This window comes from Vibrio phycocola (assembly GCF_054404255.1).
Genome location: NZ_JBTAMQ010000008.1, coordinates 105,922 through 128,067 on the forward strand (window position 1 = coordinate 105,922; position 22,146 = coordinate 128,067).

Below are 22,146 nucleotides of genomic sequence, written 5' to 3' on the forward strand. Positions count from 1 at the left end.
TGGCGTCAAATACTTACTCTAAGCCAATCGAAGCTTTTATATCGCTAATCATGATTTCTGTCGCAGTGACTCCAGCAATAGCCAAATACCAAGCGTTCAAATTAAGAAAGGTCATGTGCCCATTTTTATAAGCTTTAGTGGCTTTTATGAGATCATTTTCAAAATCTTCGTGAGTAGTGCTCTTTCCTTTATTCACTAACACATCTCGGTCAACCACCAATAAGGTAGACGGGTTCGCCGTGTTAATGAACTCATACGAAATAAGATCACCGTGCGTCGCGGTTTTATCAATAGATACAGTAGGTTTAAAACCAAAATCTTGGTAAATGGTACCAAACCGTGATTGAGCGCCAAATGCGGTAATATTGCCACCTGAACTCATAACAGTTAATGCATCCATGGCGTGGGTTTGGTTGTAGGCTGATATTTCCTTAAACTCCTTGTCTAACGCCTCTATTTCTTGCTCTACCTTCTGTTTCACATTGAACGCCTTGCCAATTGTTCTCCACTGTTTTTTCGTGCTCGTCCAATAACTTTGGTTTTCCTCTGTGCCAAACACAATAGTAGGCGCAATTTTACTGAGCTCATCATAATGCGGCGTACTGCGTAACCCTATAATAATCACATCTGGTTTTTGTGAATAAATCGTTTCAAAATCAGGTTCAAATAGGCTACCGGTTGACACATATTTATCATCTTTATATTTGTTGAGATAATCAGGGAAAGTCACTTCCTTTGTCACTGCAACAGGTTCGATCCCAAATCTATCGAGAGTATCCAGAACTCCAACACCAATGACGACGACACGCTTAGGCTCGCTATCTAATGTGACACTACCCAATTGATGCGTCACCGTTATTGGCTCAGCAAATGAAAAAAAAGAGGTCATCATACCAATAATAAAGAGGCTAGTTTTGGTGCGCATTGGGTTACTCCACTGATGTTAATAGTAATGATTATTATTTAGTTTCGTAACTATACATCATATGGTTCAAATACATCAATCAACTATTGCGACGATGAGAGCAAAAGTACTTTATCCGTTAAATCTAAGAAGTTATTGATTTATATATCAAGAATGGATGAGTGACTCATGATACTAAAGCGTTTAGTTGATATCACAAGTCATGTTGTTTGGGGAAATTGATAGGTTATCAGTTCATTAGTGTAGTCTTAAAGCCACTTTTCAATCATCACTTCATCGATATACTCACCTTTAATCTTGGCATGTTTTTTTGCGACGCCAACAATTTCAAATCCTTGCTTCAAATAGACATTTAATGCTCTTTCATTGTCGCCACGAACATAGGCAAATAATTTTTCGTAACCTTTTAGCTTCGCTTGTTTAAAGGTTTCAATAAATAAGAGCTTGGCGAGCCCTTTTCCACGATATTGACTGTCGACAAAAGTGCCAATAATGCCCACATGATCGAAGGCTCTGGTGTACGCAGCAAAAGGCTCGACATTCTGAAAGCCTGCCACGTTTAAATTGTCTTCGGCGATCGCAACGCTGAATATCCCCTGCATTGGAAACTGACGAATGAATTCCTTCTCTTCTTCTGGCGTGTAAGTTGTGTCGAGTACAGTGTATCGACCTTCTTCAATAATAGGATTAAGTAATGTTGAAATACTTTCAGCATCGTTTTCAGTTACCTGTCTTACATAAAATTCCACGGTGAATATACCTGCTGAGTTAGATTGTGCTAGTTTACTAGGAGTCAGACGCACTTGGTCTTAAAGTGGCGTGACTGGAGATACTTGGAGCGGTAACGCGATCCGTAATAATGTGTCTATGTCGTTCTATATATTCCATGTCGGCGTGATACGATAAATGATGGCCATCTTTAAGATTAGCGATAAACGTCTCATTTCCGTTGTTAGCTTCAGTTTGCATAAAGTTAGTAAGTGTTTCTATTCGGGTGACCATCGTATCCACAAGTTGCACGCGTGCAACGCCCGATAAACCGTATGCATCGCAAAACTGTTTCGCACGATTGGACTGTTGAACAATATCTCCAAGTCTATCGTCGGGATTGGTTTTAAATGGGGCCCAGGAATATATCGCATAAGCAATGTCCCAAATTCTCGGTGCGGGGTGTGCGGTATCAAAATCGAAGACCCCCACGACTCTTTTGTCCTTGATTGCCACATTGTAGGGAGCAAAATCACCATGGCAAATCACTTCTTGGGGCTCTCTTGCCGGTAGCATCCAATTAAAATGCTCATCACGCGTTGTTTCGACAAAACCCACAGTTACATCATGATACTGACGAAGTAACCTCGCAGCACTTTGTAAAGCTTCATCAGAGGAAAACGCATCATTTAATGGATAGTTGCAAACTTCCCCAGTGACAAACGAGAGGATTTCATTTTTACGTTCATCGAAACCAAACGAAATAGGAGCCGCATTAAAATTATGAGACCTTAAATAATCAAGTAAAGCATGAACCGTCTGAGACCAACTTCCACTAGGGCGAATCACCTTATCATCGGAAAAAAATACTTGCCCTACTCTGCCGCCAGTTAATTCTTCCATAGCGATCCTTTTTTAATGCATATTGAACAATTGCAACGCAGCCCTTTAGTTATTTCATCACCATCAAACCTAAACGTTACCGCGCCACAGTGACAACTTCCCGTATACTTCATATTCATTCTCTCTCTATATAAATTAAGTTCAATATTTTTAAAACGTAGCGACTAGGTCAACGGCTTCTGATAAGTGTTGAATACTATATGGATATTCAGAATGATCTGTGATGGTATGAAAACCAAGTAGCAAAATTGCGTTCATCCCTGCTGACAACGCTCCTTGATAATCATTAACTGGATGATCACCGATGAAAACGCATTCTTGAGGTCTAAAACCTTGCTTTGATATCGCTTGAATGAAAATATCGCGGTGCGGTTTCTTTAAACCAAACGCCTCGGAACTGACCATTTGTTGAACTAGAGGAGCAAATGAAGTCGCTGCTAAATGCCCTGCTCTTGATGCTTGCGCACCATTTGAAATGATTCCAATAAAATAACCTTTTTCATCAAGGTGCAGTAAAAGTTCTTTAGCACCAGGCATTTCTACAGCGCATTGTGGAAAGGTCAATTGCCAAAACTGAGTTAGTTCCTCGGCAGTAGGTTGTATGATCCAATTCAAGCTTGCTGCAAGTTCAATTCCGATAAGGTCTGATATCCTCGGCAACTTCGGCCCTTTATGCCAATCTTTGGGTAGTTCAGTTGGTAAATACCCGCCATTATCAGTCACCTTTATTAAAGACGATATCTGGGATACATCCGTTGTCTCAAGTTGGCAACCATAACGCTTAATAAACGCGAGCGAAAACTTCTCAATGCTTTGAGCACGATGTACTAAAGTATTATCTAAATCAAAATAAACCGCTTTAATTGTCATAACGCCAATACCTTTTGAACGCATTAATATTTAAAAAAGCCAGTATCTAAGCTAACACAATTATTTTAACGTTATTTACATTCAATTGATCTATTGTTGCATAAGAAATGTTGTATTGAATTACTATGAGTCGAACGGCATTAACTCAGCGCGTTAGAATTCAAAATGGATGGTAAGTAGATTTATGAAAAGAATGGTTTCCTTAATCACGTTCATGTGTGTGTTCTCGTCTATGCATTTATACGCATCCGTCGAGATAGGTTTGTATCGCACTTTGTATAAGAATCACGATTTTATACAATTAGAACAACTTCAAAATCAAGCAAATGAACAGTTCATCGAAGGTAAAATAGACTCGCACTTATTTAAAACTGCCTTTTATCAAACTTACTACAAACGAGATTTAAAGGAAGATTGGTTAAAGGAAACGATTTCATTATTGGAAGCTTCGGGATCACACTCAGCGTATCGGCTGCTTAACTTAGGTATTTACTACGCCGATCTCGCTAGTCAAGCTCGTGGTAATAAATGGATAAGTTCAGTCAGTGCGAGTGATCTAAAACAAATGAATGACATGTACAACATTTCAAATCAATATTTGAACTTAGCCTTGGAAAAAGATCCCAGTTTACTTATCGCTTATCAAGAGTTAATCGGTATCGCTATGAACTACTCTGGAGAAGAGAGTAAACAATTTATCGAGGCTACGTTTCAGCAAGCACTAAAGTACAAAAAAGATAATCTCACTCTAGCAGGGCGTGTTCTCCGATCACGTACGCCAAGATGGGGTGGAAGTTATGAAATAATGGAGAAAACCATCGATAATTTGAGACCCAACTTTAGGCTCAATATGACTGACTTTGCACATCTCGATGGTTATATAATCTATGACAAACTATATGTTCCATTAACCGAATATAGCTCTGAAGATGCATTACTTGCACTGGCGCCTTACAAAGATCACCCTTCATATTTAATTCAAAATTCCTTCGCCGGAATCTACCATTATAATGGTCAATGGGAACAATGTTACCATCATGCCAAGTTAGCTGCGAAAGAAGCTCGTTATGATCTAATACAAGCCACACTGGGAAAATGTGCGCTAGAACTAGGCAGATGGGATGAAGCTTTAGAGCCATTAGTGAATTACTTAAACGTTGCTGGGCCTAGTGCTTGGACGTTACACAGTTTAGCCGATGTTTATCGCAACCTTGGACATCCCGAAATAGCTTATCCTTTATTTAAAGAAGCGATATCGCTCGACTTTGAATATATGTTGTATTCGATGAAACCCCTTCTGCAGATCAAGTCTGAATTCCCAGATAAAACCGATATGAACCTCGAAGATGCGTATCATGAAATCGGTTATTCCGGAGACTGATCATTTCAAATATAGCTTCATTTAAGTGACACAATGCAGCTCTATAATGCCCATTAAACGCTGGTAATTGATGAGCATTAGTACTAGCCTATGTGCTTGTTTTACTTTCAGTATAAATACTTCCATCACAGGTCAATTATGTACAAGATCATCGCGTTAGATTTAGACGGGACTTTGCTAAATAATCAACACAAAATTTCTCCTCGCAATAAAGAAGTTATCGCATTAGCTAAAGCTCAAGGTATTAAAATCGTATTAGCGTCCGGACGTCCTCGTATTGGTATGCAAGCATTTCTAGACGAACTTAACATTCGCGACGATGATGACTATGTCTGTCACTTCAATGGTGCAGTAGTTGAAAAAGTAGGTAATGGTGAAATCATAAGCGAGAAGATTATTGATGGCAAAGCGGCAAAGAAAGTGGCTCGCCTAGGTAAACAGCTAGGTGTGAATGTTCATGCTCACAGCCAAGTGTTGGGGTTAATTACGCCGAAGATTAGTCGCTACACCGAACTCGAAGCTGAGCTTGTTGGATGTGACATTAACGTTGTAGATTTCGAAACGCTCGAAGACGATCATCTTATCACCAAAGTCATGCTGATCGATGAAAAAGACCAATTAGATGCCGCTATCAAACAAGTACCGCAAGAACTTTATGATGAATTTATGGTTGTTCAAAGTGCACCGTGGTTTTTAGAGTTTCTAAATCCTCAATGCAATAAAGGCGTTGGCATTGAAATGATTGCCAATCATCTTGGTGTAACTTCTGAAGAGGTAATATGTATGGGTGATGCGGGAAACGATCATCATATGCTTCAATTCGCCGGTCTTGGCGTAGCAATGGCCAACGGCACCGATGAAACCAAAGCATTGGCGGATTATGTGACTCTTTCAAATATAGAAGATGGTGTTGCACACGCTATTGAAAAGTTCGCTTTAACCAATATTTAATATCTCATACTCATTTACTAACCACGCTTTAACGGGCAGAGAAAGAAATACGGATTAGAGTTATCAACAATTGCTTTAGTCCAATATCTTCCTCAAACAGTGAATATGCGCTTGATAACCAAGTGAGCGGTACAATTTTATCGCGACTTGGTTAAAGTCCCACACTTCAACCATTACTTGTTTTACCCCGTAGTCTTCAAATTCTTGCGCGCAGCGTGTTAATAAATCAGAACCAATCCCATGATTTCGTGACTCTGGATACACGTAGAGTTCATCAATACTGCCCATCATTACAGGTTGACTAATTGAAGACTCAAATTCACCAAAGTGCCCGGTAGCAAAACCCACAACACCTTGCTCAAAAACGGAAACAAAGACAAAGGCATCGGGCGCATCTATATATTGTTTAATGTCTTTTTCCGCCATGACTTGATTTGCGGATTTGAAATGATCGGGCTCAGCTTGATGATGTTCGTTGTGTAGTTCAAACATCAGCTTATGGAGACTAGATAAATCATCTGCGGTTGCATGGCGTATCATATACGTATTCATACTTTAACTTATTGAGGGTGTTATTAAAGTGTATGTAGATATAGATAAAATGCCACTCAATCCCGTAAAGTTTATCGCTATTTGATTATCATAATTCAATCTACTGGTTAAAGCCTAGTAATGTAGCTTTTATAAAATACTTACCAAACGATCTGTTTGTGGCATTCTCTTATTGAAATAAGTGACAAGCCATCGAATTCTAACTCAATAAATAACGGCATTTTCTTAACAATAGACTGAAAATACTCAAAGTTATAGTCAGCATCGTAGTGATTCAGAATGGTGCACAATGCGGTACCGTGTGTTCCAATAACGATATTTTTATTCTGATTGCACTCCAAGATCTTATTTACTTGATTGATATTCCGTCGCTGCACTTCATTTAACGATTCGCCATTCTCAACCTTATAATCAAAATCATGCCATTGCTTTTGTGCGTATTCATCAAAATCGTCAACCCACGTCCCTATTTTTCGTTCTCTTAAATCGAAGCAAGTAATTATATGTTTACTACATTGGTCAGCTAAGTATTGAATAGTATTCATCGAGCGAATATATGGACTGCAGTAGAAGTGATCTATGTGAGTATCTATGAATAATTCTGGAATTTTTTTGGCAGCCGCTATTCCAGACTCTGTTAAAGGTCTTGTTAAATCATCTTTTACCGAAGAGTCTGATTGCGCATGCCTTACAAAAATTAATTTTGTCATCGTCTGACCTTGTTTGTGTGACGTTTCCGGCACCCAAATGTATGTAACCGTATATTCAATAGTTTACTATAAACTGAATATGCGCGTTCTAGAAACAATTGTTCTCATTTAGGCTTGATAATACCCATAACCAAGGATTCAGCTATGGGTATTAAGAATAAGGAACAATTGAGATAGTTCGAGATAACTAGTTCACAGGATACGTTTTGTAACGCACGTCCATCATTTGCTCCATACACTGAACTACCTGACAGCTATAGCCAAATTCATTGTCATACCAGATATAGAGAACACATCGATTATCTTGAGCTATCGTTGCAACACCATCGACCACACCGGCATAACGAGACCCCACGAGGTCGCTTGAAACAACCTCAGTTGAATCTGTGTAGTCAATTTGTGCCGATAAAGGCGAATTTAGTGCCATTTCACGAAGGTAAGCATTTAATTCTGCTTTATCGGTGGCCTTTTCAAGATTTAGATTCGCAACTGCCATGGATACATTCGGAGTTGGAACACGGATAGAGTTACCCGTTAACTTACCTTCAAGAACAGGCAGTGCTTTTGCTACTGCCGTTGCCGCCCCCGTTGAGGTAAGAACCATATTAAGCGAAGCACTGCGACCACGTCGGTCACCAGAGTGAAAATTATCGATTAGATTTTGATCATTTGTAAATGAGTGAATTGTCTCAATGTGACCCGACGTTACACCGTATTTATCATTAATAACCTTAAGCACCGGTGTAATTGCATTTGTTGTACAACTTGCAGCAGAAATAATCGTATCGTCTGGGTGAATAACACTTTCGTTGACACCAAATACGACATTTTTTATATCGCCTTTTCCTGGTGCCGTTAGCAGCACTTTTTCTGCGCCCTCACAAGCGACATGTTGGCTCAAACCTTCTGTGTCACGCCATACACCCGTATTATCGACGACCAGCGCGTTATTGATACCATATTGAGCATAATTGACGTCTTGCGGCTTATTAGCGTAAATAATCTGAATATAATTACCATTAACAATGATCGCTTTATTTTCTTGGTCAACGATGATGCTGCCATTAAACTGACCGTGAACAGAATCTCGGCGTAACAAACTAGCGCGCTTTTCCAAGTCTCCATCTTTACCACCACGCACCACAATTGCTTTTAGGCGAAGTGGATACCCAGGGCCTGATTTTTCAATAAGTAAACGCGTAAGAAGTCGTCCAATTCGTCCGAAACCATATAAAACGACGTCTTGAGGCTCAACAACCGTTTCACCATTAAGTGCATCACGTAAAACCGATTGTAGAAAATCGGCAATACCCGCTTCGTCCTGGTGGTCTCGCCAATATTGAAGAGCCAGCTGACCGACATCGACTTTGCACGACGAAAGATCGTCCATCTCAGTGAGTGCTTTAACAATTGGAGATGTCTGTTCAAGAGAAAGCGGCGTACCAGTGTAGTGCCGACCAAGACGGTGTGATTTGATGATATCAATGACATAGGCGTTGACCTGCGTCTTACCAAATAAGACAACTTCAACGCCTTTTTGACGATAAAGTTGGCGAATCATTGGGGTAATCGTTTCAGCTATGGTTTGGCTATTTTGCCAATTTAATAGGTGTTTTTCTGAATTCATTGGTATTGGGCCTTTGGATCAGGACGACAACACATGTAGGGTGTGAGTCGAGGTTTTGAGTAAGTGTATCTATGTTATTTTTATGTAATGAGATTGTAAGGGCTAAGGTGTTATTCTGCTAGGAAAAATAAGTTTCATATTAATCAGGCGTAGTGAAATGATTGGTTGTAAATACGCTCGGAAGTAGTTAGACACATATGTTCCGTAGGTAGATCATCTTGACTGGTACTAATTGAAACGAACTTTAGATAAGGCAAGGTGTAAAGTTCGCAATAAAGTCGATGGCTGAGTTTGGGCATTCAGCCATATTAAAGAGGCCAAGTTTTAGGTGTGATCTATTTTGATATCTTGATGTTAGACATTAAACCAATTTTGCTTAAACGCTAATCTTGTGCTCTTTTCCATTGTCCAACACAACGATTTCATTATTATTTTGGCTTTTTCTGATGCTTTGCTCTGCATCTAGCTTTAGGTATGTTCCGCGAATCATTTTGCCAATGACCTCATGACTCACCACCATCGTAATGGTGTCATCATCATTAACTATTGAATTTAGCCATCTATCGGCTCGTTGAGCGACCATAGAATAACTTTCCCCACCAGAAATCACATAGTTCCACTTATCCTTGCTTCGCCTTTGCCATTCTTCTTGGTATTTCCTTTCAATTTCTTCGGGTGTCATTCCTGTCCACTCTCCAAAAGAACATTCCCTTAATAAAGGGGTTGTTGGGATTTTATCCTGCTCTAATCCCAGTTCATATGAAATAATTTGGGCGGTTTCCATCGCTCTTCCTAACGGACTGGAAACTAGCGTGACTTTAGATCCACCAACAATATGCCTCAGCTTTTTGGCGACAGTTAATGCTTGAGTTTTGCCTAAGTCTGTTAAGTTAGAATTATGCCAACCTTGAAACTTTTTCAACTTGTTCCATTCTGTTTGGCCATGTCTTATTAAGACAATCATAGTCGCTCCATCCGATCATTTGATGGCATCATACTATTCTAGTTGTATTATTTCAGCTACTTTCCTGCCGATGATTAATACGTATAATTTATAAACAAATGATTATCTAACCCTCTCCTACATAAGGGTTTTATTTATTTTTAACCCATAGTAGTTCTTAGGATATTGTTATTTAAGAGTAACACTTGTTCGCTGAAAATTCGTCCGAGAATATTCAACTGCAGTGTTAAGCAAATGTACTTAGAATATAACTATTAAACTCTTCGACATTTATGCGCATCAAGTTGGTGCGATGTTTACCAATTATAGTGCAAGCTTCTTCTACGCATCCCAGTTTAAATATTAGGAACCTCCTTAATTATTGGTAAATCTATCTACTCATGCATTAACTATATATTGTGGCAAATGGAAAAATATGAGCTGTTATTTTTCATTAAATTAGCATTCATTAATAAAAGAATTTCGAGATCATTCGAGATTAGAAATTTTACTTAGCAGTTTTTATTTTCAATATTCACCTACACACTTATTTTAAATTTAATTTCAATAAAATCAAATTGTTAAATATTAACTTACATCAGAAGATTAAAGCCCTTCCGTTTTCTACGCTATATACTTTTTAGTTAATTAATGGGCAATAATCAATAATGAGACATCTACCTTTAATTAGAACTTTACAACTGCGTAACACTAAGGGTAATCTACTTTCACTAGCAAGTTAATTAAGCTGATAAACTTCGATTACACCGTGAAATTCACTTTTATTTCATTCAAGAGTCAGAGATTTACGTTAAAATTGACGATTATTTCAGCGAAATACGTTACTTGCTTAAGTTAACTATTAATATTTACCTTTATTAAAAAAAGAATTAATTAAAACTATCGAGTAATATATTTTATCCACAATGTAACTCGATAACGGAACAGTATATAAGGACATACATATGATGAAACTCCGAAACTTTATGCTTCTCCTTCTCGCATTTTTTAGTACGAATGCGTTGGCAGAAGAAACAGGTGGCTTTAAGCAATTTGTTGAAGGCGTTAGTAACTCTGTTGATGGCTTTTTTAACGACTATACAGGTTGGTTTGTAGGCTTAATCTTTAAGAGTGTTCCTGTTGGTGAAGCTAGTTTTCCTCTAATTGTTGGTTGGTTGCTAATCGCAGCTCTTATCTTCACGATTTATTTTGGATTTATTCAATTTAAACGTATTGGACTTGCAATCAATATCATCAAAGGTAAATACACCGATCCTAATTCAAAAGATCATGGTGAAGTATCTCACTTCCAAGCATTAACAACGGCGCTTTCGGGTACTGTTGGTCTTGGTAATATTGCAGGTGTTGGTGCAGCATTGGCCATTGGTGGTCCAGGTGCAACTTTCTGGATGATCATGTGTGGTCTATTGGGAATGGCATCAAAATTCTGTGAGTGTACATTAGGTGTTAAATACAGAACTGTATTACCTTCGGGCGCTATTTCTGGTGGTCCAATGTATTACCTTAGCCAAGGCTTAGCTGAGAAAGGATTAGGTGGCTTAGGTAAAGCTCTGGCGATTGGATTTGCATTAATGTGTATCTTGGGTTCATTGGGCGGCGGTAATATGTTCCAAGCAAACCAAGCTCACGCAATGTTAACGTACGCGTTTGATGTTCCAAGCGAATACGGAATCATTACCGGTATCGTTTTAGCTTCATTGGTATTCTCTGTAATTGTTGGTGGTATGCCTTCAATTGCTTCGGTAACTGAGCGTGTTGTTCCTTGGATGGCCGTTTTATATGTTGGTATGTCACTGATCGTTATTATTTCTAATATTGGTCAAGTGGGTGCAGCATTCAGCGCTATCTTCGAAGGTGCTTTCACTGGTGCAGGTGTTGCTGGTGGTATTATCGGTGCATTGATTCAAGGTTTGAAACGTGCAACCTTCTCTAACGAAGCTGGTGTTGGTTCAGCAGCAATTGCTCACTCTGCTGTTAAAACAAAAGAGCCAATTACTGAAGGTCTAGTATCACTACTTGAACCATTCATTGATACTGTTGTGATTTGTACAATGACAGCTCTAGTTATCACTATCGCTGGTCTAAACGTTGCTCCATTTGATGGTTCAGGTTTAACTGGTGTAACCCTAACTGCAGCATCATTCACTGAAACTGCTGGTATCTTTAAATATCTATTAGCGTTAGCGGTTGTGCTATTTGCATTTTCAACAATGATTTCTTGGTCATACTACGGCTTGAAATCTTGGACTTATCTGTTCGGTGAAGGCAAAACAACTGAATTGGTATTCAAACTGATGTTCTGTTTCTTTGTTGTTGTTGGCGCGACCATTAAATTTGGTGCGGTAATTGACTTCTCTGATGCAGCCATCTTCGCTATGTCTATCTTTAACATCATCGGACTTTACTTCTTGATGCCAGTAGTTAAAAAAGAATTACATTCTTTCATTGCTCGTATCAAATCTGGTGAAATTAAGACTTACGAGAAATAGAGCTAAAATATTTTAGTTAATTAGGCTGCCGAACACTATTTCGGCAGCCTATTTTTTTACACGCTTCCTCAAGATAACTCACTTTCAATTAGTTATATCGGTATATTTTAATGACGTAATCATGTGGCCATTAAACGTACTATACTTAATAACACTAGTCTCAAAGAATATTCTAATTGTACGTTTTTGCGATTGAACTCTGACCGTCATAATTTTACATGCTCTAATGTAACTAACTCACACAAATAAGGCACATGTGATGAAAACCAATTATCTATCTATTGATTTAAGTCGTCCGCTACTAAAAAACGGTCCAAAGTTTCTTTCTCATGTCATTGTGGTCAACGGCAATGTCGCCTCTTTAAAGCCAACCATTAGCTCTATGCTTTTTTGCATTGTCTATATAGTCGTTGGAGCTTTCTTGATGGGACTTGCTGGATATTTACTCGTTGTTTCAAATAAATATGATCTGGTTATTTTTCTAGGAGGGTTTGGGGTTGCAATTGCGACTTTTGGCATATCGCTTATTCGTCCTTTCTTGCGTTTAGCCCGCTTTGATAAAGAGTTAGGAATCTTCCATAACCGAAGAGATCGTGATGTAAAACTTGCTAATATCATGTCTTTGCACATTAACAACAAAACAATTGAAGCCAAGCACGCACTTAGTTATCAGTGTTATGAGCTGAACTTACTTACAAAGCATGGGCGCAGAATCAACGTATTGAATCACAACAATGAACAACAATTACTAGACGATGCTCAATTGCTCGCTAACTTTTTAAAAATTGGCGTAAAAGACTACCGTACTTAATCTGGAAAATGGAAAGTTCATTTTACTATTAAAGAACCTTCCCTCTCAAATCACACAATAGGTTGAGTTTCGGACATTATGATTTTAAGGCAACACCTTCAATTTCAATCACTGACTTCGCATCTGCGCGATCAATTATTTTGACCAAAGCTGATTGAATTACCTCATTCTCACGCGCATCGGTTTCACTAGAAAACCGCTGCTCTTGAGCTTCAGAGCCTTCTTCAAGTGTAAATTGAACAAGTACTTCCGTTGCAGTATCTAAATTATCCCCAAAGTAAGAAATAGCAATTTGAGGGTACCCTTTAATACCTTTTTTCACCTGCTTTGCGATGCGTTTTCTGGCTTTATCCAAGTTCATATTCGTTCCTAAGTTATTCGGCTGATGATTCAGCATAGCAGTATTTTTTTCACTTTTAACACAATTGCTTAGCGCAGTTCGTGATACCACTATCGATTTTGAACGCTCGGTATTTAATTCAGAACGACGTCAATTCAGATATATAGGTGAGTCGATATAGAATCCGATTACTTTCCATTCGTCACCACGTTTTATCACGGTCACTTTAATCATCGCTTCGCCATTTTCAAATTCTGCTTTCATCACATAACTACCGGTGATTGTCATATTTGAGTCATTAAAATTTATATTAGCTTCGCCAATGCTTGGATTAAAACTACGAAGCGTGCCAAGCTCTCTGAATTTACGGAACAACTTATCGAACTCATCAGATGTCGCTGAATTGATTAACTCTCGATCGGCAAATAGAAACAAGGTTTCTTTATCCAGACTCGACAACACTTCTGGTGTAACGGTATTTACATATTTTTGGCTTTCTTCATCGAGCGCGCTACCTTTATGGACCAACAGGCCAACAGGCCAACAGGCCAACAGCTACCGTCGCAACAGCCAGCAGTATGGTAAATACGATCCCTGCAATAATAAAAAACTTTTTCATCGGTGATATATCTCTTATGCAACTCGTCAATTTATATCGCATAACATCTCATACTTTTTTTATTAATTAAACTCGTAACGCACGTTTTCGGAGCAATATATTCACCTTTCTCGAAACTAAAAAAGCGACCATTGCTGGTCGCTTTATCGGTAGTATCAAATTTAAGTTCTATACCAGTGAGTTGTCGATTTTATTATTCACTGTCTTTGGTAATTGATAGTAACCAAACGCAGATCATCGCTACAATTAAGAAGCCCGATAAAATGATCACAGGCATAGCGCTGTATCCAAGTAGGTGCCAGACAAATGATTCTAATGCACTCATAGTAAACTCCTATTGCCAACCTTCAATGTCTTTCATATCAGGCAGTTTATGTGCGATACCTTTATGACAGTCAACACAGGTCTTCTCTCCTGATGCCAGCGCAGTCGAATGTTGATACGATGCTGTTTTGCTTTGCTCAGAAAAGTCCATAAAGTCGAATTCATGACAGTTCCGACACTCTAAGGAGTCGTTACCCTTCATCCTCGCCCACTCTCGTTCTGCCAAGTGGGCTCGCCTCGCTTCAAATTTTTCTGTGGTATCAATCGTTCCCATCATATGCGCAACAAGCTCTTTTGACGCCTGAACCTTACGCACGATCTTATCTGACCAATCATGAGGAACATGGCAATTAGAACAAATGGCTCTAACTCCGGAGCGGTTAGAATAGTGAATCGTATCCTGAATTTCTGCAACAATCGGCGCATGACAGCCAGAACAAAACTCTTCTGAGTTAGTCACTTCCATTCCAGTATTAAACGCCCCCCAGAACAGTAAACCGCCCACAAAACCCATTAACAAAACAACACCCACAGCTGCTGCACTTGGTCGGGTTAAGCGTCGCCAAAACGTTTTTATTAGTTTCATTTCAGCCCCTTAACGCAAAGAATCTACGCGTTCAAAAGTATTTTCCACCAATGGTTTGGCTTCTGCTTGTGGTACGTGACACTGAGTACAGAAATAGCGACGTGGAGACACATCCGATAGTACAGCATCTTCGCGATTTACAAAGTGCGTAACACTAATCTTGGTTGCGTTCATTTCATCTGCATTTTTCCAGCTATGACACGCTAAACACTTATTTGCATTTAACGATATTTCATAGTTACGAATCGAGTGCGGTACTAAAGGTGGTTGAAATACAAACTCACTCTCCAGTACTTGTTCCCTAGGGTATTTTTTCATGTCATCTGCTGCTCGAGTAGCTTCGAGTGCAGTATGGCCTCTTAGTGATGAAACAATGTCCGTCCCTGCCGTTTCGCTACTGATGACGAACTCATCATCCATAGTCGTGGTTTCAGCATGACTAACAGTCAGTGATGCGCCCAGTAAACTGACTAGGGCACAACATACGATAAATAGTGGCTTCATAATCGTTCTCCTAGAAAATTAACTGATTTTGGTGATTTTAACGGGACACTTTTTATAATCCGTTTGCTTCGATAGCGGATCTGTCGCGTCTAGAATCAACTTGTTCACCAAAATTCTCGCGTCGAAAAACGGAATAAAAATCAAACCTTTTGGTGGCTTATTACGTCCACGCGTTTCGATTCGAACTCGAATTTCACCACGTTTGTTCTCAATTTTAACTTCATCACCACGGCGTAAACCTTTGGCTTTCGCATCCTCAGGGTGAATAAAACATAACGCATCTGGATACGCTTTATAGAGCTCAGGAACACGGCGGGTCATTGTTCCAGTGTGCCAGTGCTCAAGTACACGGCCGGTACATAGCCACATATCAAACTCTTCATTTGGCACTTCTGGTGGTGCTTCGTACGGTGCAGAAATGATGAACGCTTTCCCATCTGGTTTGCCGTAGAAATCCCAACCGGATCCTGGTTTCGCATAAGGGTCCGAGCCTTCTTTGAATCGACGTAAGGTTTCTTTTCCATTCACAACAGGCCAACGTAACCCGCGCACTTGATGATAGACATCGTATGGCGCTAAATCATGACCGTGTCCACGCCCAAATGTCGCGTACTCTTCAAATAGTCCTTTCTGAACGTAGAAACCAAAGTGACGAGCATCATCATTTAGCTCCTGAACTTCGGATAATGGATATTTGTCTACTTGGCCATTGGCAAACAGGATGTCGTATAGCGACTTACCACGATATTCTGGCATCTTCGCGATAAGCTCTTCTGACCAAACATCTTCAACTGCGAAACGTTTCGAGAACTCAATCACTTGCCAGAAGTCAGATTTAGCCTCGCCTACTGGCTCAACTTGTTGATACCAAGCTTGAGTTCTGCGTTCTGCATTTCCGTATGCGCCCTCTTTTTCTACCCACATAGCCGTTGGTAAAACTAAGTCCGCCGCCATGGTTGTTGCCGTTGGATAAGGGTCAGAAACAACAATAAAGTTTTCTGGGTTACGATAGCCCGGTAGGCGCTCACCGTTAATGTTAGGACCAGCTTGCATATTGTTATTACATTGAACCCAATAACAATTCAACACTCCGTCATTTAACTTACGGTCTTGTAGTACAGCATGAAAGCCAGGTTTTGGTGGAATTGTACCTGCAGGTAGTTTCCACACTTTTTCAGCAAATTCACGGTGCTTAGGATTTGCCACCACCATATCAGCTGGTAAGCGGTGTGAGAATGTCCCAACTTCGCGCGCAGTCCCACATGCTGAAGGCTGCCCAGTCAATGAGAACGGGCTATTTCCTGGAGTTGCAATTTTGCCAGTAAGCAGGTGGATGTTATAAACCAAACTGTTCATCCATACACCACGAGTGTGCTGGTTCATCCCCATGGTCCACAATGACATCACTTTTAGGTTTGGATCTGCGTATTGCTTCGCCAATATTTCAAGCTTTTCGACTGAAACACCAGAAATTTCTGACGCTTTTTCTGCGGTGTAAGGCGCTACTGACGCTTTATATTGTTCAAAGTCTATCGACGTCATTTTACCCGAGTTCGCATTTTCAGCCTGTTGCTGTAATGGATGCTCGTCGCGTAACCCATAACCAATATCGGTTGCTGTTTGCTTAAAATGAGTATGCTTATTAACAAAATCCCAGTTAACCGCATCATTAGTAATAATGTAGTTAGCAATATAGTTAGCGATAGCCAAATCACTTTGAGGATTGAAAATATAACCGTGATCCGCTAATTCAAAACAACGATGCTCATAAGTCGATAGTACGTTCACTTTTACATGAGGATGACTTAAACGACGGTCAGTTAATCGAGTCCAAAGCACTGGGTGCATTTCTGCCATGTTTGATCCCCAAAGAACAAACACATCGGCTGCTTCTAAGTCGTCGTAACAGCCCATAGGCTCATCGATACCGAAGGTACGCATAAATGCACCAACCGCAGATGCCATACAGTGGCGTGCGTTTGGATCGATATTGTTTGAACGAAATCCTGCTTTCATTAACTTAACAGCAGCATATCCTTCCATTACCGTCCATTGGCCCGAACCGAACATTCCCACCGATGTTGGGCCTTTTGCTTTTAAGGAAGCTTTCCATTTTTCGGCCATGACGTCGAATGCCGTATCCCAAGATACTGGTTGAAGTTCGCCATGTTTGTCGAACTTCCCATTGGTCATGCGAAGAAGCGGCTGCTCAATACGGTCTTTTCCATACATTATCTTAGATAAAAAGTACCCTTTGATGCAATTTAGCCCTTTGTTTACCGGCGCTTCAGGATCTCCTTGAGTGGCAACTATCTTGCCATTTTGTGTCCCAACTAATACCGAACAACCTGTACCGCAAAAACGGCACGCTGCTTTATCCCATTTAATCGCCGTTTCATCACTACTGGCAATTAAATTCGATGCTCCCGCAGGTAACGTGATACCTGCAATAGCGGCAGCTGATGCTACGGCATTCGCCTTAATAAATTCTCGTCTTGTTGTTTTCATCGAACTTCCTCGCTCAATATGGCTTCGCTAGTGCTGCTTTTGGGCTAGCGCTAGGTTGCTCATTATCGGTTTCCCCACGGTCTATCTGGTGATACACCAACGCAACGCTGAGTACATTCTCAACCATACGTAATTGATCCATCGTTTTATGGAGTAACTCTTCGTCTTCCGTTTCTAATAAAATAATTAATTTGCCTACTTTATCGACCGCGACAACGTCGACAATCGAAAATTCTTCTAACGTTTTCGCTACCGCATTTGCCATTCCGGGCGTGGTCAGTAGAACCAAACTCGCAATTTGACACTCTTTGGATTCGCTCATATTTCACTCTGCCCTTTAACATCAGCTGGGATAGAAATGGTGATACTTTGGCTGGGACAAGTCGCGACGCACGCACCGCAACCATTACATAATTGAGTCGATATACTTGGTGTAGCAGGACCACCTACAGCATGATGAAAAGAGATTGCCGCCTGTTCGCAACTCTCATTGCAACACCGGCAATCCACTCTGTTTTTTGCCAAACATTTAGCATCGATTATTGCTTTGTCTTGCCACGCTGGATGTTCACGGTTTAAAAATAATGGCTCAGGACAAGCATCTGCACACTGGTAACAAAAGGTACATTCATCTAGATTGAACTCGACATGAGGAAACCCACCATCACTAATCACAATGATCTTAGTTTCACACGCCGGAATACATTCACCACATCGCGTACATTGGTCAGTAAAACTCGCTGGATCTTTAAGCCATGGCAATGCACTGGACGATATAGGCGTCACGCGGGCGCGAGGCTGAAACAATCTTCGTTTAGATAAATCGACCATAATCTCGTGACCAAACAGAATATGATGTAAGTCTAGGTAGGGAGTTGCCAGAACACTATACCCACAAAGAGGTAATGGATATGTTCCGTTGATTTCGATCAATTTTAAAAGGTGATTTGTGTCACGTTATTTAATAATTAAATTGAGGCCGGTATAAATACTCACAGATATCGCTCGTCCATAAGAATGTTACAAGCTAGTGCTGAGGAAATGTAACCGAAAAAAGTAAGGTAAGATGGTAAATGGCAGGCTTGATAAATAACCTACCATGCTAAACTCGTGCGTACGATAGTAAACTAACGTGAGTAATAATAAGCTAACGCTCGTACCAATATCCGGAATTAACTAACTTAATAAATAAGTTCATTACGTCATTCGAATGGGTGAGTAAATCAAGCATCTGGTTCGATACTTCATCTTGATCACATAGCGATTGAGCAAATTTAATACACTTTGAAACATCGTATTGTTTTCCATTGATGAATATCAACGAAGAGTCATGTTCAAAATACATCGCACGTAGCCCGCCTAAACGAACAAACTGTGCACCATTATTTACCGCTTCAATCACATCAGTATGTGTGTATGGAATGTCTGGTGGAGCTAGATCTAAATCATGTTTAGCATCACTCAGCATTCTTCCTAGCCAAGGTATTAACTGTTCTGGTTCTGCACAACTTGCGAGCATTACTCGATGTAACTCAGCTAACTCTTGGGATTCTATCTGCCCGGATTTCTCTCTCCGGTGCATCGAAATATCGGTATATCGCTCTGCTTTTGGATTGTTATCGATCAGATAATCGGCAAAACTACTAAACAAGTCATTTTGGTCTGGGGCGCGAAATCCAACACTATAATTTAGCGAAGGCTCGATAGCATAACCCTCATGCGGACACCCGTTTGGGATATATAAAATATCTCCTGGCTCGAGTTCTACATCAATAACCGCTTCGAACGCTTCGCAGTGTTTAAGTGCACCATGCGCTGCGAATTCATCTAGCTTTTCTTGCTTGCCGACACGCCAATGTCGTTTACCTAAACCTTGAATAATAAATACGTCGTAGTTATCGATATGAGGCCCGACTCCCCCTTCAGGAGTTGAATAACTGATCATCAAATCGTCAATGCGCCAGTTTGGCAAAAAACGGAAGGGACGGACTAGTTGTTGCGCATCTTCATGCCAATTGTCGACAGCCTGAATCAATAATGTTGCCCCATCAGCGTCAAGTCGTTCAAAGGTTTCAAACGGGCCACACTCAGCTTGCCACTGCTGCTGGGTATCTCGAAAGACAAGGCGACTTTCGATTTCTTCTTCCATTGCAAGACCTGCAATTTCATCAGGAGTAATAGGATCAACAAAGTGTCTAAAGCCTTGCTTAATCACCGTCGGCTTTTTTTGCCAATAGGTTTCTAAAAAATGACTGATATCTAAATTAAGCTGGAACATTATAATGACCTTGGGTGTTGAGGCGTTTGGTATTCAAGCCTCTACCTATGCGATATTGGGCGCACATATTACCAGAGATCGATACAACACGTCGTCATCAAAAATTTTATTAGCGTATGCTCAATACAAAAAGCGACCATTTGTGGTCGCTTTTGCTATCTCTTCAATTTACACATCAATCGCCCACGGTCTGATGAAGTTGCTGTTCTAGTTCGTTCAAACTACTTGGATCATCAATTGTTGAAGGTACTGTATAACTTTCACCATCGGCAATTTGACGAATGATACGACGGAGAATTTTCCCTGAACGGGTTTTTGGTAAACGTTCAACGACAATAGCGTGTTTAAAACAAGCAATGCCCCCAATATGCTCACGTACCGATTTAACTAACTCTTTCTCTAGAGTTTCATCGTCGATTTTCACACCGTCTTTTAACACAACAAAACCCAAGGGTAATTGGCCCTTCAGCTCATCGTGCACTCCAACAACGGCACATTCAGCGACTGCATTGTGCGCGCCGACGATTTCTTCCATTTCTCCAGTGGAAAGACGATGACCAGCAACGTTAATGACATCGTCTATTCGCCCCATAATAAACAAATAGCCATCCTCGTCGAAGTAGCCACCATCACCCGACACATAATAACCGGGAAATTGCGTTAAATAGCCTGATTCAAAACGCTCGTGATTGCGCCAAACGGTTGGAAGACAACTCGGTGGTAAAGGACGTTTTAATGCCACAAAGCCTTGCTGATTCGGGCCAACTTTAAGCCCCATTTCATCCAAAATTGATACTTGATAACCAGGAGTTGGCTTGGTTGCCGAGCCTGGTTTAATCTCCATTGCTTCAATACCAATTGGATTCGACGCAATCGCCCAACCAGTTTCTGTTTGCCACCAGTGATCGACAACTGGTTTAGCGGTTTTATCGAGCACCCAATCTAAGGTAGGCGGATCTAACCGCTCACCCGCCATAAAGATGGTTCTCAATGTGGACAAGTCGTATTGATTAACCAATTTTCCTTGAGGATCTTCTTTCTTTATCGCACGAAAGGCGGTTGGCGCGGAGAATAGCACGCTCACTTTATAGTCTTGGCACACTCGCCAAAATGCACCTGGGTCTGGCGTTCGCACTGGCTTACCCTCAAATAAAATCGTAGTGCAGCCATGAATTAGTGGCGCATAAACAATATACGAATGGCCAACCACCCAACCCACATCCGATGCTGCCCAAAAAACTTCACCAGGTTTGACATTATAAATGGCGCTCATTGAATACTTCATGGCCACCGCATGGCCACCGTTATCACGCACGACGCCTTTAGGTTTTCCTGTCGTTCCTGATGTGTAGAGAATATAGAGGGGGTCTATCGCATTCACGCTAACGCAATCATGAGGTTGTGCGGTGTTGATTAATGATTGCCAAGATTTATCGCGAACTTCAGTTAGCGGTGCCAATAACTCAGGTCGCTGCCAAATCACTACTGCATCTGGTTTACAGCGACTTTCGGTTACCGCTTGATCGACCAAAGGTTTATAGGCAATCACATTGCTGACTTCAACTCCACAAGACGCGGTTAAGACAACTTTTGGTTCAGCATCTTCAATCCGTACCGCTAACTCATTTGACGCAAACCCACCAAATACGACTGAGTGAATCGCTCCTAGACGAGCAGTGGCTAACATCGCAATCGCGGCCTGCGGAATCATAGGCATGTATATAACGACACGGTCGCCTTTATTGACACCCAATTCAGCCAACATCCCAGCCGTCTTAGCAACTTCATCTCGCAACTGAAAGTAAGTATATTGTCGTTTAGTATTGGTCACTGGAGAGTCATAAATTAGTGCTATTTGCTCTCCCCTGTCGTTTTCACAATGAAAATCCAATGCTAGCCAACAGGTATTGAGTTCACCATCGGTAAACCAACGTTCAATATCATTTTCATCATGGGACAACCCAATACTAGGTTGAGTGAACCAATCCAGTTCTTTGGCCTGTTTTAACCAATATCCTTCAGGATCAACAACCGATTGGCGATATTCATTCTCGTATTTTGACATAATGATTCCTACTGCGGTGACGAATCACTAA

The 22,146-nt window shown here is 40.6% G+C and carries 24 protein-coding genes; 5 read left to right on the forward strand and 19 right to left on the reverse strand.

The window, feature by feature from the left end:
• Positions 1–13: 13 nt before the first annotated feature.
• From ACXJY6_RS12290 to ACXJY6_RS12310, 5 genes are all read right to left on the reverse strand, one after another.
• Positions 14–925: a siderophore ABC transporter substrate-binding protein gene (locus ACXJY6_RS12290; protein WP_458768531.1), complete on the reverse strand. Its 912-nt coding sequence runs from the start codon at positions 923–925 to the stop codon at positions 14–16.
• Between the two features lie 248 nt (positions 926–1,173).
• Positions 1,174–1,674: a GNAT family N-acetyltransferase gene (locus ACXJY6_RS12295; protein WP_458768532.1), complete on the reverse strand. Its 501-nt coding sequence runs from the start codon at positions 1,672–1,674 to the stop codon at positions 1,174–1,176.
• A gap of 37 nt (positions 1,675–1,711) precedes the next feature.
• Positions 1,712–2,536 (reverse strand): aminoglycoside phosphotransferase family protein, encoded by an 825-nt coding sequence (locus tag ACXJY6_RS12300; protein WP_458768533.1) that lies wholly within the window; start codon positions 2,534–2,536, stop codon positions 1,712–1,714.
• Positions 2,524–2,655 (reverse strand): GFA family protein, encoded by a 132-nt coding sequence (locus ACXJY6_RS12305; protein WP_458768534.1) that lies wholly within the window; start codon positions 2,653–2,655, stop codon positions 2,524–2,526. The genes ACXJY6_RS12300 and ACXJY6_RS12305 overlap by 13 nt, the downstream gene beginning before the upstream one ends.
• A gap of 31 nt (positions 2,656–2,686) precedes the next feature.
• Positions 2,687–3,406 (reverse strand): HAD family hydrolase, encoded by a 720-nt coding sequence (locus ACXJY6_RS12310; protein ID WP_458768535.1) that lies wholly within the window; start codon positions 3,404–3,406, stop codon positions 2,687–2,689.
• A 184-nt stretch (positions 3,407–3,590) separates the two neighbouring features.
• On the opposite strand from ACXJY6_RS12310, the gene ACXJY6_RS12315 reads away from it, so the two are divergent.
• Both ACXJY6_RS12315 and ACXJY6_RS12320 read left to right on the forward strand, forming a co-directional pair.
• Complete coding sequence (locus ACXJY6_RS12315; RefSeq protein WP_458768536.1) at positions 3,591–4,787, forward strand: tetratricopeptide repeat protein; 1,197 nt, start codon at positions 3,591–3,593, stop codon at positions 4,785–4,787.
• 138 nt (positions 4,788–4,925) lie between these two features.
• Entirely contained in the window at positions 4,926–5,738 is an 813-nt protein-coding gene (locus ACXJY6_RS12320; RefSeq protein WP_456049860.1) for a Cof-type HAD-IIB family hydrolase, read from the forward strand.
• Positions 5,739–5,813: 75 nt separating this feature from the next.
• Here ACXJY6_RS12320 and ACXJY6_RS12325 read toward each other — a convergent pair whose 3' ends face one another.
• From ACXJY6_RS12325 to ACXJY6_RS12340, 4 genes are all read right to left on the reverse strand, one after another.
• Entirely contained in the window at positions 5,814–6,290 is a 477-nt protein-coding gene (locus tag ACXJY6_RS12325; RefSeq protein ID WP_456049861.1) for a GNAT family N-acetyltransferase, read from the reverse strand.
• A gap of 140 nt (positions 6,291–6,430) precedes the next feature.
• Positions 6,431–7,000: a histidine phosphatase family protein gene (locus tag ACXJY6_RS12330; protein ID WP_458768537.1), complete on the reverse strand. Its 570-nt coding sequence runs from the start codon at positions 6,998–7,000 to the stop codon at positions 6,431–6,433.
• A 187-nt stretch (positions 7,001–7,187) separates the two neighbouring features.
• Positions 7,188–8,627 carry a glyceraldehyde-3-phosphate dehydrogenase gene (locus ACXJY6_RS12335; protein WP_458768538.1) on the reverse strand — a complete coding sequence of 480 codons (1,440 nt, stop codon included), beginning with the start codon at positions 8,625–8,627 and terminating at the stop codon, positions 7,188–7,190.
• Positions 8,628–9,003: 376 nt separating this feature from the next.
• Positions 9,004–9,591 (reverse strand): histidine phosphatase family protein, encoded by a 588-nt coding sequence (locus ACXJY6_RS12340; protein ID WP_458768539.1) that lies wholly within the window; start codon positions 9,589–9,591, stop codon positions 9,004–9,006.
• A gap of 947 nt (positions 9,592–10,538) precedes the next feature.
• On the opposite strand from ACXJY6_RS12340, the gene ACXJY6_RS12345 reads away from it, so the two are divergent.
• Both ACXJY6_RS12345 and ACXJY6_RS12350 read left to right on the forward strand, forming a co-directional pair.
• Entirely contained in the window at positions 10,539–12,080 is a 1,542-nt protein-coding gene (locus tag ACXJY6_RS12345; RefSeq protein WP_458768587.1) for an alanine/glycine:cation symporter family protein, read from the forward strand.
• A 259-nt stretch (positions 12,081–12,339) separates the two neighbouring features.
• On the forward strand, positions 12,340–12,891 hold the full coding sequence (locus ACXJY6_RS12350; protein ID WP_456049865.1) for a hypothetical protein: 552 nt from the start codon (positions 12,340–12,342) through the stop codon (positions 12,889–12,891).
• A 76-nt stretch (positions 12,892–12,967) separates the two neighbouring features.
• On the opposite strand, the gene ACXJY6_RS12355 is transcribed toward ACXJY6_RS12350, so the two are convergent.
• The 9 genes from ACXJY6_RS12355 to ACXJY6_RS12395 all read right to left on the reverse strand — a co-directional run bounded on the left by ACXJY6_RS12355 (position 12,968) and on the right by ACXJY6_RS12395 (position 20,050).
• On the reverse strand, positions 12,968–13,252 hold the full coding sequence (locus tag ACXJY6_RS12355; protein ID WP_456049866.1) for a hypothetical protein: 285 nt from the start codon (positions 13,250–13,252) through the stop codon (positions 12,968–12,970).
• A gap of 129 nt (positions 13,253–13,381) precedes the next feature.
• Entirely contained in the window at positions 13,382–13,783 is a 402-nt protein-coding gene (locus ACXJY6_RS12360) for a hypothetical protein (protein WP_458768540.1), read from the reverse strand.
• A gap of 260 nt (positions 13,784–14,043) precedes the next feature.
• Positions 14,044–14,175: a TIGR02808 family protein gene (locus ACXJY6_RS12365; protein ID WP_456049868.1), complete on the reverse strand. Its 132-nt coding sequence runs from the start codon at positions 14,173–14,175 to the stop codon at positions 14,044–14,046.
• 9 nt (positions 14,176–14,184) lie between these two features.
• Positions 14,185–14,760, reverse strand: coding sequence for a NapC/NirT family cytochrome c (locus ACXJY6_RS12370; protein ID WP_456049869.1), 576 nt, complete (start codon positions 14,758–14,760; stop codon positions 14,185–14,187).
• Positions 14,761–14,769: 9 nt separating this feature from the next.
• On the reverse strand, positions 14,770–15,180 hold the full coding sequence (locus ACXJY6_RS12375; RefSeq protein ID WP_456049979.1) for a nitrate reductase cytochrome c-type subunit: 411 nt from the start codon (positions 15,178–15,180) through the stop codon (positions 14,770–14,772).
• Between the two features lie 102 nt (positions 15,181–15,282).
• Positions 15,283–17,772, reverse strand: a complete 2,490-nt coding sequence (gene napA / locus ACXJY6_RS12380) for a periplasmic nitrate reductase subunit alpha (protein ID WP_456049870.1) — start codon at positions 17,770–17,772, stop codon at positions 15,283–15,285.
• A 13-nt stretch (positions 17,773–17,785) separates the two neighbouring features.
• On the reverse strand, positions 17,786–18,094 hold the full coding sequence (locus ACXJY6_RS12385; protein ID WP_458768541.1) for a chaperone NapD: 309 nt from the start codon (positions 18,092–18,094) through the stop codon (positions 17,786–17,788).
• On the reverse strand, positions 18,091–18,603 hold the full coding sequence (gene napF, locus ACXJY6_RS12390; RefSeq protein WP_458768542.1) for a ferredoxin-type protein NapF: 513 nt from the start codon (positions 18,601–18,603) through the stop codon (positions 18,091–18,093). Before napF ends, ACXJY6_RS12385 begins: the two co-directional genes overlap by 4 nt.
• A gap of 316 nt (positions 18,604–18,919) precedes the next feature.
• Positions 18,920–20,050, reverse strand: coding sequence for a ribosomal protein uL16 3-hydroxylase (locus ACXJY6_RS12395; RefSeq protein WP_458768543.1), 1,131 nt, complete (start codon positions 20,048–20,050; stop codon positions 18,920–18,922).
• Positions 20,051–20,054: 4 nt separating this feature from the next.
• On the opposite strand from ACXJY6_RS12395, the gene ACXJY6_RS12400 reads away from it, so the two are divergent.
• On the forward strand, positions 20,055–20,261 hold the full coding sequence (locus tag ACXJY6_RS12400) for a hypothetical protein (RefSeq protein WP_458768544.1): 207 nt from the start codon (positions 20,055–20,057) through the stop codon (positions 20,259–20,261).
• On the opposite strand, the gene ACXJY6_RS12405 is transcribed toward ACXJY6_RS12400, so the two are convergent.
• Positions 20,226–22,115 (reverse strand): propionyl-CoA synthetase, encoded by a 1,890-nt coding sequence (locus ACXJY6_RS12405; protein ID WP_458768545.1) that lies wholly within the window; start codon positions 22,113–22,115, stop codon positions 20,226–20,228. The genes ACXJY6_RS12400 and ACXJY6_RS12405 overlap by 36 nt on opposite strands.
• Positions 22,116–22,146: the final 31 nt, after the last annotated feature.